This is a genomic window from Paenibacillus sp. B01, assembly GCF_009649995.1.
GTDB classification, from domain to species: domain Bacteria; phylum Bacillota; class Bacilli; order Paenibacillales; family Paenibacillaceae; genus Paenibacillus_O; species Paenibacillus_O pasadenensis.
The window spans coordinates 3,098,503-3,113,304 of record NZ_CP045802.1 but is presented as its reverse complement, the minus strand read 5'-3'; the positions used below and the strand labels follow the sequence as shown (position 1 = coordinate 3,113,304).

Annotated in this window: 8 protein-coding genes; all 8 read left to right on the top strand. The window is 53.9% G+C overall.

Annotated elements, in window-relative coordinates; genetic code table 11:
• Positions 1-127: 127 nt before the first annotated feature.
• Complete coding sequence (gene rlmD / locus GE073_RS13325; protein ID WP_153783673.1) at positions 128-1,639, top strand: 23S rRNA (uracil(1939)-C(5))-methyltransferase RlmD; 1,512 nt, start codon at positions 128-130, stop codon at positions 1,637-1,639.
• A 44-nt stretch (positions 1,640-1,683) separates the two neighbouring features.
• Positions 1,684-2,841, top strand: coding sequence for a C40 family peptidase (locus GE073_RS13320; protein WP_228551498.1), 1,158 nt, complete (start codon positions 1,684-1,686; stop codon positions 2,839-2,841).
• 551 nt (positions 2,842-3,392) lie between these two features.
• Positions 3,393-4,859 carry an aldehyde dehydrogenase gene (gene aldA, locus GE073_RS13315; RefSeq protein ID WP_153783672.1) on the top strand — a complete coding sequence of 489 codons (1,467 nt, stop codon included), beginning with the start codon at positions 3,393-3,395 and terminating at the stop codon, positions 4,857-4,859.
• Positions 4,860-5,052: 193 nt separating this feature from the next.
• On the top strand, positions 5,053-8,244 hold the full coding sequence (locus GE073_RS13310) for an S-layer homology domain-containing protein (protein ID WP_153783671.1): 3,192 nt from the start codon (positions 5,053-5,055) through the stop codon (positions 8,242-8,244).
• A 114-nt stretch (positions 8,245-8,358) separates the two neighbouring features.
• Entirely contained in the window at positions 8,359-10,176 is a 1,818-nt protein-coding gene (locus GE073_RS13305; RefSeq protein ID WP_153783670.1) for a cache domain-containing sensor histidine kinase, read from the top strand.
• A 5-nt stretch (positions 10,177-10,181) separates the two neighbouring features.
• Positions 10,182-11,804, top strand: a complete 1,623-nt coding sequence (locus tag GE073_RS13300; RefSeq protein WP_194843363.1) for a response regulator — start codon at positions 10,182-10,184, stop codon at positions 11,802-11,804.
• A 17-nt stretch (positions 11,805-11,821) separates the two neighbouring features.
• Positions 11,822-13,183, top strand: a complete 1,362-nt coding sequence (locus GE073_RS13295; RefSeq protein WP_153783668.1) for an extracellular solute-binding protein — start codon at positions 11,822-11,824, stop codon at positions 13,181-13,183.
• Between the two features lie 177 nt (positions 13,184-13,360).
• Positions 13,361-14,752: an extracellular solute-binding protein gene (locus GE073_RS13290; protein WP_228551496.1), complete on the top strand. Its 1,392-nt coding sequence runs from the start codon at positions 13,361-13,363 to the stop codon at positions 14,750-14,752.
• The last annotated feature ends 50 nt before the right edge of the window (positions 14,753-14,802 follow it).

Below are 14,802 nucleotides of genomic sequence, written 5' to 3'. Positions count from 1 at the left end.
AGTATGGACGCCTCCAATTTTTTCTATTCGGCCGTCGGCAGGATGCCGCGCGGGGCGGGAGCGTCGGTCCGGCGGATGTATGCTATAATGCGGGAAGGAGAAAGAAGGCAGGAGCGAGGGAATCAGCATGAGAAATGAAACCGGCCGGCGCAGCGCCGGCAAGCCGAACCGAGAAGGCGGGCCAAGCCGCAAACCGGAATGGAGCAAAGGGGGCCGGCCTTCGGCGCCGCGCCCCGCGCACCCGGCCACGGCCGAGGACGTGCGCGCCGGAGACGGCATCGTCGTCACCGTCAAGCGGATCGGCATCAACGGCGAAGGCGTCGGATACTACAAGCGCAAAGCCGTCTTCATCGAGGGCGCGCTGCCGGGCGAGGTCGTCAAAGCGAAGGTGGCGAAGGTCGAGCCGGGCTATTTGCAGGCCGATCTCGTCGAGATCGAGAAGAAGTCGCCCGACAGGCAGGTTCCGCCATGCGCGGTCTACGACAGCTGCGGCGGCTGCCAGCTGCAGCATATGACCTATGAAGCGCAGCTGCGGGCCAAGGAGGAGCTCGTGCGGGAGTCGTTCCAGCGTTATGCCGGCATCGACCGCTTGCCGCTCCGTCCGATCCTCGGCATGGACGATCCCTGGGCGTACCGCAACAAGGCGCAGCTGCAGGCCGGACGCGGCGAGAGCGGGCTCGTCGCCGGGCTGTACTCGCTCGGCACGAGGCAGCTCGTCGACATCAGCGGCTGCGCCGTCCACGATCCGCGCCTGAACGAAGCGGTCGAGAAGACGAAGCGGATTCTCGAAGAGCTGGACATCCCCGTTTACGAGGAGAAGAAGCGCCAAGGCATCGTCAAGACGATTGCCGTGCGCGTCAGCCGCCGCACAGGCAAGCTGCAGCTGACGCTCGTCACCGCCGGCGACCGCTTCCCGGACAGCCGACGCTTCGTGCAGGCGGCGAGGCGCGAGCTGCCGCAGGTCGGCTCGATCTCGCACAACATCCACAAAGGCGGCAGTCCGCTCGTATTCGGAGAGAAGACGATCCATCTGTGGGGAGAGGACAAGCTGGAGGAAACGCTTGGCGAGCTGCGGTTCTCGCTTTCTCCGCGCGCATTTTTCCAGCTCAATCCGCAGCAGACGGTCAAGCTGTACGGAGCCGTCCAGGAAGCCGCCGCGCTCAGCGGCAGCGAGCTCGTCGTCGACGCATACTGCGGCACCGGCACGATCGGCCTCTGGCTCGCGGCCGGAGCGAGAGAGGTTCGCGGCATCGAGCTGCTGCCGGAGGCGGTGCTGGACGCGCGCGACAACGCGCGGACGAGCGGCATCGACAACGCCCGCTTTTATGAAGGCCGGGCGGAGGAGCTGCTGCCGGAGTGGGTGCGCCAAGGCGTGCGCCCGGACGTCGTCGTCGTCGATCCTCCGCGCACCGGCTGCGGCCGCGAGCTGCTGGACGCCGTGCTGGCCGCGCGGCCGACGCGGCTCGTCTATGTGAGCTGCAATCCGGCCACGCTCGCCAAGGACGCCAAGGTGCTGCTCGCCGGAGGCTACCGGCTGGAGTGGGCGCAGCCGGTGGACATGTTCCCGCAGACGAGCCAGGTCATGCTCGTAAGGAAGCAAAGCATGATGTTCAGCAGAAGCGAATGCTACAGACTGTAACCCAGGCTCGGCATTCGATTCATGCGGCACGAGCAGTCGCTCACATGAATCTTCGTTTGATGAAAATACTCGTTCGAGCCATAGCACTATTGGTGAAGGGAATGGCTGCTCTAATGGGAGTCAGCAGTAGCGTTATTATCCTGCTATGCATCATTATGATCATCGCGGCGCTTCTCTCCTCCCCGTTTGCCATATTCGTGGCAGATGAAAATACAGAACCCGGTACACAGAAGCTATCGTTGATTGTAGAGGAGTTGGATGAACAATTTAAGACTCGATTGGTGCAGGAACGTCAGGCGGCTGGAAATGTAGATCGCGTAGAAATGCATTACGTTGGCAGCGCGGACAACAGCCGTATCGACAACTGGCCGGAGGTATTGGCCGTTTTTTCGGTCAAAACGTCCATGTCCACGGTGGGCATCGACGTGGCAACGATGGATCGCAAGCGGGTAGAACTGTTGCAAACGGTTTATTGGGATATGAATCAGCTCGATTCGCATGTGGAGACGCTGGAGCTTACGGAAATGGTAGTCATTGAGCAGGAGGATGGAAGTACAGAGGAACAACAGGTGACACAATATGAACGTGTCTTGCGTCTATCGATTACAGCCCGAACGGCAGAGCAGCAAGCGGCTTTCTATGATTTTAATTCTGAGCAGACCGATATGATAAACGAATTGTTGTCAGCCGAATTTCGTCCCATGATGCTTGCGCTACTTGGCAAGGACGAGCATGTAGGCTTGTCATCCGGGGAGCTTGAGGCGGTCCGAACAGACTTACCAGCGGGGGTGCTTGGAAGCCAGGCTGTTGATATGGCGTTGACTCGGCTGGGTGATCCTTACAGTCAGCTAAAGGCAGGACAGGGCAACTTTACAGATTGCAGCTATCTCGTTCAGTGGGTGTATCAGCAATTGGAAGTCGGTTTGCCAAGAACGGCGGCAGAGCAGGCGCGTTTTATCGTAGAAATCGGACTGACACTAACTGCTGATGAACTAATGGCTGGCGACCTAATTTTCTGGAGCTACGAGCAAAATGGGCGATTTATGGATATAACGCATGTCGGCATTTATGCCGGTAACGGCATGGTCATTGACGCATCCTCCAGTCGCTTGCAGGTTGTATATCGGAAAGTATTCGACGCCGAACTTCAAGTGATGTATGGCAGGCCATATTTTCAGGGGGAGAAAACCGGAATTTATTAAACGAGGTTTTGTGAAGTGGCCTGTAAACGTATCACAGCCCTGCAGCCCTTCGGTCATTTTACAGATGATCTGTACGGTTTTCTCATAAAAAACATAATTTTTCGAACCGTTTTTTGACTCGTTTAATATGCCAGAATCCCATGTACCATAATGCTCCGAAAATGCAGGATTACGTGAGGCCACAAGTGGCAATCGGTAGAAACTATACAATAACTACAAAAGCACCATGCACAATCATTATGCGCATTCTAGAGTGATAAATCTCTACGATCGCTTGGCCGAATCAATTGGAGCAGGACCCGACTTACCTGGTGCCAAGTCCTCATTTATCGGATGAGTTTCCCTGGCTATCGACCCTCTCAGGTATCTCATCCACCAAACGCGAGACATCGATCGTGATCACATAATAAGGGTATATTCAGGCTGTATTGAGCGGAATAATGAAGCTTAAAAAAGCTAATATATTTATAGAGCCTCATTAATATATTCGTACTGCTTAAAAGAGGGAAGAGTTTAAAATGATGAAATCCTACAATTAAGAGGTGAAGGTTATGATGACGGGGACAAAAGGGAATACGACCTATTATCGACTTTATATAGACGGACAATGGATGGATTCGGCTTCCGGGCGCTTGACTGAGGTGCTGAATCCTGCCAATGAAGAAGTGATTGGACATGTAAGCGATGCGGATCCGGAGGATGTGCAGAAAGCGCTGCACTCCTCGGAGAAAGCTCAGCGCTCGTGGAAGCTTCTGCCCGCTGTTGAGCGGGCACGGTATTTGGTCAAGCTGGTGGACCGCATCCAAGAGGAGCGGGAGCATTTCGCCCGGCTGCTTGTGCTTGAGCAAGGCAAGACCTATCGCGAGGCGCTTGGCGAAGTCGACGATACGATGGCTTATTTCATGTACGCGGCGGAATCGGCTACCCGCTTGAAGGGCGATGTGCTGCCGGCTAACCGTCAGGGCGAGATGCTTATGATTCAGAAGGTGCCGTACGGCGTCACTGTAGGGCTGTGCGCCTGGAACTATCCCCTCGCGCTCATTGGCCGCAAGCTGGGCCCGGCGCTGGTGACAGGGAACACGATGATCATTAAGCCGCATGAGCTCACGCCGATTGCGTCTGCCGAGCTGTTCCGTCTCATTGATGAGGTTGGCTTCCCGCCTGGAGTGGCCAATCTCGTTACGGGCACAGGCGTGGAGGTCGGAGGGGCGCTGGTCAGCAGTCCCATTACGAAGCTGGTCACTGTTACGGGCAGCGTTAGAGCGGGACAGGCGATCTACAAGGCGGCGTCGGACAACATTACGGCGTTATCTCTGGAGCTGGGCGGCAAAGCGCCGTTTGTTGTGCTGGAGGACGCTGATGTGGATCAAGCGGTAGAAGCGGCTGTTGGCGCGCGCTTCGCGAACTGCGGGCAGGTGTGCATCTGCAATGAGATGGTGCTTGTGCATGAGAGCATTGCCGATGCATTTACGGAGAAGCTGCTGGAGCGAGTGAAGTCCATTAAGCTAGGCGATCCCTTCGACGAGTCGGTGACGATGGGGCCGAAGGCGAACGGGCGGGATCTGGAGAAGATTGATGCTATCGTGCAGGAGACGGTCCGACAAGGCGCTACTCTGGCTGCCGGCGGCAAACGTCCAACAGGAGACGGGTTCCAGAAGGGCTACTGGTACGAGCCGACGGTACTCACGAATGTTACGCCTGATATGGCTGCAGCACGAGAAGAGATCTTTGGACCGGTCCTGCCGATTGTTCGGATCGGAAGCTTCGAGGAAGCGGTGAGCATCATTAATGCCAGCGAGCTTGGCTTATCGGCTTATCTGTACACCAATGATTATCGCAAGCTGATGCAGGCAATCCAGGTGCTGGAGGTGGGAACGGTATTCCTGAACCAAGGCATGTCAGGCTGCATGCAGGGCCATCACAGCGGCCATAAGCTGAGCGGCATCGGCGGCGAGGATGGCGAATACGGTATTGAGGGCTATCTCCAAAAGCGTACTGTTTACTTGAATTATGCCTAATAGAGGTTAAGAAGCCATATAGGAGCAGCGGGGCTGAAAGGTTAAGCCCTCGCTGCTCTTTCTTGTACAGGCTGGGAGAACGCTTACGATTTTTATAGGATTGCCATGCAAATGCTTAAGATATTTATGCGATTGGCCCAGCATAGTTCGATAGAATGAAGGGGCAGATGAATCGGAAAGGGGTTAACAAGGAATGAAGCGACACAGTTTGATGATTCTGGTCTTCCTCCTCATGATGGGAGCGTTCTCATCGCAGGCGTATGGCATGTCCTCCAAGCACTGGGCGGATGGCACAATACAGGCTTGGGTGCAGGCGGGATATGTTGAGGCGGCATCAGAAGAGGTAAAAAATCCGAATCGCGCGCTCTCTCGCGAGGATGCGGCGAAGCTGATTGGGAGCTCCATCGGCTGGGAAGCCATGGATGCTTCGAGACAGTCGAATGCGGGAGCAGCGGCTTGGGCTGTTCAAGCGTCCCAAGGTAAGTCTATTGATCAGGCCAATAAAGGAGTTACTCGAGAGGAAGCTGTCATTGTCGCTTCTGCATTCATAAGCGATGATGCTGCAGGAAGCGTTGAGCTGGACCGGATTTTCCGGGATATTGCCGGTATGAGCGCTGAAGGGAAGGCGGCGCTTAAGACCGTATATGGTGCTGGAGTGTTCGTAGGCAACGGGAGCAAGCTGCGCCCTCAAGCGAAAATTACGTTCGCAGAGCTGGTGACAGCGCTTGACCGTGTCATCTCGCATCGATATGGATTCCCTTCTCTTGATTTCGAGAATGGTGCAATTCCAGACTTTGTAACGACAGGAGATTCCACGATTGAGGTTGTCCACAACGAGGCAACGGACTCCAAGGCGCTAAAGGTCGTGTACGCCGCTGCGGACTTCCCGACTGTCAAATTCACGGCGACTACGCCTTGGCAATTCGGCAGCGGCAAAGCATTGTCCTTCGAGGTCACGAATCCGACGGACAAGGACATTACCTTCTATCTGCGTATGGATGATGACAAAAGCGCGGACGGCGTGGCGCATTCCACTGTAAGCGCTGCCGTTGCGAAAGCAAACAGTACACAAAAATATTTTCTCAGCATGGGCTCGGAAGCGCTGGATCTCGGGATGCGGTTTCTGCCGCCCAATCCTGCCGGCAGCCAGCTTGGCTACGGCTGGGGAGAGAAGGGGCTGGACAGCAGCCATATCGTGGAATTCCAGCTGTGGCAAATGTATACGAAGCAGGAATCCACTCTCCTATTCGATAACATTGCCGTAATCGGCGATCCCAATACGGATCTCAGCTACATGGACGACCTGGTGGATGGCTATGGCCAATACAGGGGCTTGGACTGGGAGGGCAAGGTACATACCGATGGGGATTTCCTTGCTGACAAGAAGGAAGAGGCTGCTGCGCTCGCCAGCGCCAAGCCGTTGGAAACAAGCAAATATGGCGGTTGGCTGAACGGACCGAAGCTTGAAGCTACCGGGCACTTCCGTGTGGCGAAGCATGAAGGCAAGTGGACGCTGGTGGATCCCGAGGGCTACTTGTTCTTCTCCAATGGTCTTGATATCGTTCGACTGGATGATATGAATACCTGGATCTCAGGCCGGGAAAATATGTTCACGGAGCTCCCCTCCAAGGATGGAGAGCTGGGCGAGCATTACACTTATACATCCATAGTAGGGGCTCCTCCACTGGGGCAAACAGAGGGCTGGCTGTTCAACCATTACCAGGCCAATCTGGAGCGCAAATACGGACAGGACTACGTGAAGGCATGGAAGGACATCTCTGTGGATCGCTTCAAGAGCTGGGGCTTCAGCTCGCTCGGTAACTGGTCGGACCCGGCATTATTCTTCGGGAAGGGCGATGAGCATGGTATCGCTTATGTTGCCAATGGCTGGACGCATTGGGGACAGCATGCCACCATTCCAAGCGGAGGCGGCTGGGCGCCGGTAGCAGATCCATTCGATCCGGCGTTCAAGACAAGCGTGGACGACATGCTGGACGAACAAATATTGGCGTATGGCGTTGAAGATGACAAGTATATGATTGGGGTGTACATCGACAACGAGATCGCTTGGGGCAATCCCGCCAATACGGGAAGCAAGTACGCGCTGATCAGCAACATTATGGCCATGGACAGCTCAGCCAAGAGCAGCTATGCCAAACGCACAATGATTGCCCACCTGAAGTCTGTTTATCAAAACAAAATTGAAAGTCTGAACAGCCAATGGGGCACCAGCTTCGCCTCCTTTGACGCTCTTGGCAAGCCTTATCAGCCGGCAGAGCTGTCCGAGGGCATGCTGCCTGACTATTCGACCATGCTGAGTCTTCTGGCGGATGAGTACTTCCGCATTGTGGATAAAGCGGTGAGCGCGAAGCTTCCCGATACCCTTTATCTGGGCTCGAGATTTGCGGAGTGGGGCACAAGCGAAGAGGTGCAGAAGGCAGCGGCGAAGTATGTGGACGTCATCAGCTTCAATGTGTATAAAGAGGATGTGGAAGGCGAAAACTGGATGCATCTTGAGGAGCTCGATATGCCGGCGATTATCGGTGAATTTGCTTTCGCTTCGGATGACAGAGGCATGTTCGGAACGGGACCAAACGCGGATACGTCGGCTGTGGATCAAGAGAATCGCGGCGAGAAGTATGTTCATTATATGGAGACTGTACTGAACAATCCTTATTTTGTCGGTGCGCATTGGTTCCAATATGTGGATCAGCCGCTGCTTGGACGCGCATGGGACGGGGAAAATTACAACCTAGGTTTTGTGGATGTAGCCGATGTGCCTTACGAGGAAATGGTTAGCGCTGCAAAGGATGTGCATGCGAGAGCATATGACATCCGGTTTCTTGGCAAGGGCACGGGTACAGGAGGCGGCCAGCCAGGCAAGGAGTGGCTGATGTCCTTTGAGTCGAACGAGGATTTGTCCATCGTTACAGCCTACAAAACAGCTGTTGTTCAGTATGGAGCCGCTGGCGCAACGGATGGCAAACGGGCGATGAAGGTTAGCGTAGGTACGCTAGACGCGGATTACTCCGGAGTGGACATTAAGCCGGCAGCCCCATGGCAGCTGGGGAGCAAGCCGCTCGTGGTCGCCGATGTGACCAATCCCAATGCGCTGCCGATCCAGCTTCGCGCGAATGTAACGGATAAGAAGGGCGCGCTTCGTACGTATTATTTTGCCATTGGGGCCAAGGAATCCCGCACGATTTCGATAGCCCAGTTCAAGGCCTCCGACCCTGTATGGGGGGAGCAAGAGGGCTTCTGGGGAGCGGAAGCGACGGGGCTCGACGCTTCGGGAATCGCCTCCATTCAGCTGTATCTGTGGGAGGATGCGCCGGAGAGCGGAGATTCGTTTATGATCGATAACCTTCGCTTTTCACAGAAGTAGGCTGTCCCGCTGGTTTGAGCACTTTGTTTCCAATTGGAAACGGGTGCTCTTTTCCACTTTGTATCTCATCCCTTACAATAAGAGGACGTGATACCGGGAAGGAGAGGTGGAGCATTGCGGATCTTGTATGCTATAAGCCGATACATCGACAAGTCCCTGTATCGCAAAATATTATTGTCTTATTTGATTATTATCGCTTTAATCGTATTCGTGCTCCTGTTCGACTTCTATTTCCGAACGGCTAATGACTTGCGGGCACAGGCAGTAGATAGTCATCTTCGCCTGACGCAGCAATCCGCTTCCACGCTGAACGCAAATATGACGAACGTCAAAAGCTTTGCCTGGAACTACTTTGGAGACTTCGACTTTCATCAGTTTGTGCGCGGTATGGGCACGGATCCGGAGGGACAAAGCTCTTACCGCGGCAAAATATCCAATTTTGTATACAATCATCCCATTGTATCGAATGTGGTGATCTCGCAGCTTGACGGCTTTTCTATGCGGGTAGGCGGTCTGGTATCCACCCTGATTGCCCCCAGTGAAATGCAGCGCTTGACGGATGTCGCGATTGGAGCCAATGGCAAAGGCTTGTGGCTGCCTACGGACATGTACAATCCCAGCGCGTCAGGACAGCAGGTCGGTTACACGCTGTCGTACGTCCAAGCGATTCGACAAATTACCTTGACATCGCCCGGTCCCATTATTGGTGTGATGCATTTTACGCTGTCATCGGAATCGCTGGAGCAGTGGCTGGCGGAAAGCGAGGGGAGCCGAGAGGGCAGAACCTATCTGGTGGATAAGGAGCATGGCACCATCGTGTATTCCAGGCATGCCGCTGAGCGGGGCAAGCGCATCTTGACCGCTGAGGAGCTGCTGATGGTGGGCAGCCAGAGCAAAGGCCACTATTACCGTTCCAGCTTAGGAGAAAACCAATTGATCGCTTATGACAGTCTGGGTCATACGGGCTGGCTTGTCGTTACGGAGGTGCCTACTCGGGTGCTGACGGAGTCTGCCGACAATTTCACGAAGCGGACGATCTGGATTGGCGTGTTCACCCTGCTGTTCTCCATGCTGCTGGCGGGATTTATATCGTCCCGCACCATTACGCCGCTTAAGCTGCTCAGCAAAGGCATGAAAGCGATTGAGAAGGGCAATTATTCCGTCGTGCTTCCCGTGCGTACCGAGGATGAGATCGGGTATCTGAGCAAATCCTTCAATCGTATGACCAGGGAGATCAACCGTCTGATCAGCAAGGTATATGAATCGGAAATAGTGAAAAAAAATGCGGAAATCAAATCGCTGCAATCGCAGATTAATCCCCATTTCCTGTACAACACCTTAGGCATTATCGATAGTATCTCGTCGCTGCACGGGGACGAACGAGTATCTCTGATCAGCCGCTCGCTGGCCAAAATGTTCCGTTATAATATAAGCGGCAATGATGTGTCTAAGCTGGATGCGGAATTTCAGCAAATCAGGCTGTATTTGTCCATTCAAAAAATCCGGTTCGACAGCAGGCTGGACTATACCATTTATTTGGAGCCGGGTCTGGAGCGGGTGCCCATCCCGAAGCTTCTGTTCCAGCCGCTAGTGGAGAACAGCGTCAATCATGGGATCAGCCACAGCATCGATGGCGGGATCGTTCGTATTGAAGCGATTTCTCTGGGCCAGGACGAGCTGCAGGTGAAAATATGGAATAATGGATTGGTCATTGATGAGGAGCGTCAGCAGTGGCTGCGGGAGCTGCTGCAGCTGGAGGATGCTCCTGCAGGGCTTGAACAACAACAAGCTTCTATTGGCCTTCACAATGTGCAATCTCGCATCCGCATGTTATATGGTCCGGAATGCGGCATTACGTTCAGCAGCGACGAGCAATATGGGACAACCTTTTCCATTACGATCAAAACCTATTTGCCCGACCAGGAGGCTTAAACGATATGAGAATTATGGTGTTGGATGACGAGCCCATTATTCGACAAGGCATCATCCATAAGATTCGTCTGACCGCTTTGCCTGTAGAGGTCGTAGCGGAAGCGGGGGACGGGCTCAAGGGGCTGGAGCTGATGAAGACAGCCAAGCCGGACCTGATTGTAACGGATATTCATATGCCTGGCATGAACGGACTGACATTTATCCGACACGCGTTGGAGCTGGATGCCCGGGTTAAGCTGATCATTGTCACCGGCTATGATCAATTTGATTACGCCAGGCAAGCGATCAAATACGGAGTCAGCAATTATCTGGTGAAGCCGCTGGAGGACGATGAGCTGTATGCTACGTTGATGGAGCTGTTGGAGCGCAGAGAGGCGGAGCAGCAGACGGATCAGATGATTCAGGAGCTGAAGAGCGTGGCCGAAACAAGCCAGGAGGCTTCCCGTCAGCAGGCGCTAACCCAATTCCTGCAGGAAGAGGACTTTGCGGAGGCCAGCAGCGAGCTGGATGAGCTTGCGAAGCATGGAGCTGCCTTTACGGCCGTTGTCCTCCAATTGGAGCCGTTCAAGGTGCCTCATGGCTCCTTTGGTCCAGGTGAGGAGGAGCTGCTCTGGTTCGCAATCAAAAATATTGTAACGGAGCGCTTCCTGTCCAATGCTATCAGGGGCATCCTTGTGCATCATTCGCTGAGGCGCTTCGAGCTGGTGTACGTGCTTGGACTTCAGAAGGGGCAGGACAGCGCGGGAGTGACCTATACGCTGGAAGCGATTTCGTTCGGCATTCGGAAGTATCTGAAGCTGGGAGTCACGATAGGCGTAGGGCCTTATCAGCCACAAATGGCGAAGGTGCAGGAGAGCTACCGGGAAGCAAAGCAGATCGCCAGGAACGCGATCCTTCATGGAGGGAATCGGATCTATCAGGCCCAGGGCGCAGCGAATGGGGGCCAAGAGGCGCAACGGAAGTCCTTTATCGGCCAAGAGGATGTCAAGCTTCTGGAGGATTGGCTGGGCAAGTGGGAGAAGGACAAGGTTCACAAGTGGATCGAGCGGCGACTTGGCGCCATTGTGCAGGAGCCCGCCTCCAGCTATGTGATGGTGGAATGGTTCTGCGTGGATTTGTATCTATTCCTCAATAAATATTGGATCAACCATGCCACGGATTCGCAGTGGGCGATCGGCGAGCTGACAGATTTGCAGCGAGAGCTGCAGCAAGCAACAGCATGGCATGAGATCGTCGAGCAGATGAAGCGGCTCGTTACGAATATGATTGGCTTATTGTCCAAATCCAATAATATTGAAGGAAAAGAAATTATGGAGGCGGTTAGGCTCTACTTGGAGCGCCATTACGCAGAGCCTATCCAGTTGGCGATGATTGCGGAACGGTTCTTTATTCATCCCAATTACTTCTCCAAGCGCTTTAAGGAGAAATACGGGGAATCCTTTGTCGATTTCTTGAATGGGCTTCGGATGAAGGAGGCGGCTCGGCTGCTGGTGGAGACCGATATGAAGATACGCGATATCAGCGAGAGGGTCGGCTTCGACGATGCGGCTTATTTCGGAGGCGTATTTCGCAAGCGCTTTGGCGCAACGCCAGGCCAATATAGGGATAAGGGCGCTCCGCATGCGTAGAAAGGAGGGGGATAAAGATGGTTGCAGGTATTGTGACAAGAGCGACATTAGCGGCGGTCGCTGTCCTATGGTTCATACTGTCTCTGACCGCGTGCTCCGGGAATAACCATCTGAAGCTGGAAGACGGCTTGACGGACCCTGTTGTCGAAATTGTTGTCTGGGACAAGCCATTCGCGGGCTCGGCGGAGAAGCCATATTACGATCGGATGTTTCAGGAATTCGAGCAGACCTATCCCCATATCCGGGTCATTCATATGGAGGCGGCCTTCCAGAAGGAGCGCGAGCAGTTTATGACAGCAGTCGCGGGGGGCGAGCAGCCGGATTTGTATAATGCCGCGTTTCCCGATATGGAGTCGTACATCGATCAGGGCATACCTGCCGATATTACAGAGATGTGGGCACAATATCCGGACAACGCACACTATTCCTCCATTGCTATGGCAACAACGGAGAAGGATGGACGAATCTATGGCATTCCTAACTTCATGTATGTGACAGCCTTGGCGTATAACAAACGGATTTTTGAGGAGAATGGCATCAATCCGGAGGAAGCGTTCCTGAATTGGGACTCCTTCGCAGCGGCGGCGGAGCAAGTGACCGACCGCTCCAGCAACCAATATGGCTATACCATTCTGGGCACCGAGTGGGCGGATTGGTTCTATGAATATTATGTGTGGCAAGCCGGAGGCGATCTCACCAGCAAGAATCCTGATGGAACCGTGCAGCTGACCTTTAATTCCAATGCCGCGGTTCAGGCGCTGAGCTATTATCAAGATTTGAAGTTCCGCTATGGCGTGACGCAGCCCAACACGCTGCAAAGTCTAGATGACAACAAAAAAGACTTCTACTCTGGACGCGCCGCGACGATGATTGCGACCTCCAACTGGTTCGGGGAAATGCTGGAATCTGGGGTTGATATGGATGATATCGGAGTGACGACGTTTCCGAAGGGTCCCGCTGGCGTGTCACTTGCGCAGGTGGGCGGAGGTATCTGGATCTTGAACCCGAACGCGTCGGAAGAGAAGCAGCAGGCAGCCTTCACCTACGCGACCTTCATGACCTCCAAATACGCGTTGGAGGAGATGCTTCGATTCCAGAAGGAGCACGGTATGCTGCCCAATCTATTGTCAGTGCGGGAGGATGTTGATCCTATCTCTTACGCCGAAGGGATGCCGGAGGAGCTTTTCCGCAGTATTCAGCGGGCAGCCGAGGGGAGTCGGCTTGAATATTTCCTGAAGTCCCGTCTAAGCCCTTATGTCTCTGCTGCGGTTCAGGAGGTTCTGCTGAATGAAAACACAAAGCCATATGATGCCCTCACCCGAGCGCAGGAGAAAGCTCAGCGCGAGGTCATTGACGCTTATAATATGGAGTTCGACTAATCCAGGCGAGCGGACAGCCTTCCAAGGCTTCCGCTCGTTTCTGTATGTATGGTTAAGATTTTCGTATGAACCGCTTAATATATTCTTACAGCTCACGCCCCCATTCCTTCTACAATAAGAAGTGTAAAGCAAAGCAAAGCAAAGTTTAAGCACATCACTCGAATGGGGGAACTATCAGTGAAAAAGAAAGCAAAGCTAATGGCTGTTCTGGCCCTGACTCTTGTTGTATCGCTGTTCATGGCAGCATGCTCCGGCAACAACGGCGGCGGCAATAATGGAAGCGGCAACGGAGACGATGCCGCGTCAGCACCGCCTGCTACGGATGAACTGGTTGAGATTGTATCATGGGACATGCCGCAGGACGGCGACCCGGCTAAGCCATATTGGGAGCAGGTGTTCAAGGATTTCGCCGAGAAGTATCCCAATATCAAGGTTGAACACGTCATGCAGACGCTGACCAAAGAAAGAGAGCAGTTCATGACAGCCGTTGTAGGCGGCGAGCAGCCGGATCTGTACGCAAATGCGTTCCCGGATATGGAATCCTACATCGACCAAGGCATTGCGGCTGATATTACGGAGCTGTGGAACAACTACTCGGAGAAGGATATGTTCCTGCCATCCGCTACACAGGCAGCTACAAGAGACGGCAAAATTTACGGCATTCCGAACTTCATGTATGTAACGGGACTGGCTTACAACAAACAAATGTTTGCTGACGCGGGCCTGGATGAAAAAGAAGCCTTGAAGGACTGGGAGTCCTTTGGAGAAGCGGCGCAGAAGCTGACGGACGCCTCCAAAAATCAATATGGCTACGCTCTGCTGGGTATGGATTGGGCGGACTGGTTCTTCGAATATTATGTATGGCAAGCCGGCGGCGACCTGACCGAGCAGCAGGAAGATGGAAGCGCTAAGCTGACCTTCACATCTGAGCCTGCCGTAAAGGCGCTTCAATACTACCAAGATCTGAAATTCAAGTATAAAGCGACACAAAAAAATGTGGTACAAAGCCTGGATGAGAATACCAATGACTTCTATCAAGGACGCGCAGCTTCGATGATTGCGGCATCCAACTGGTTCGGCGGTATGGTATCCTCGGGCATGGATATTGAAAATATTGGCTTCTCCGCACTGCCTCCGGGCCCAGGCGGAACATCCCCAGCACAGGTAGGCGGCGCGGTGTGGATCTTTAATCCGAAGGCAACGCCAGAGAAGCAGCAAGCGGCGTTCACATACGCAACGTACCTGATGTCAAAGGAAGTACAGGATGGCCTGCTGCAATATCAAATGGATAACGGAATCTTCCCGAATCTACTGAATGTAAGATCTGATGTTGACGCATCCCAATTCGTAGAAGGTATGCCCCAAGAGCTGATTGAGAACGTGCAAGCGGCTGCCGGCGAAGGGCGTCTGGAATACTTCCTGAAAGCGCGTCTGAGCCCTTATGTGGTCAAAGCTGTTCAAGAGGTGCTCCTGGATGAGAAGGCGGATCCAATGGCGGTTATGCAGAAGGCGCAAGATCTGGCACAGCGTGAAGTCGTAGACAAATACAATCAAGAAGTTAAAAAATAATAGCCATTGGGATTCCCCCGGCCGGGGGAATCCCGATAGCCGTTCCTGGG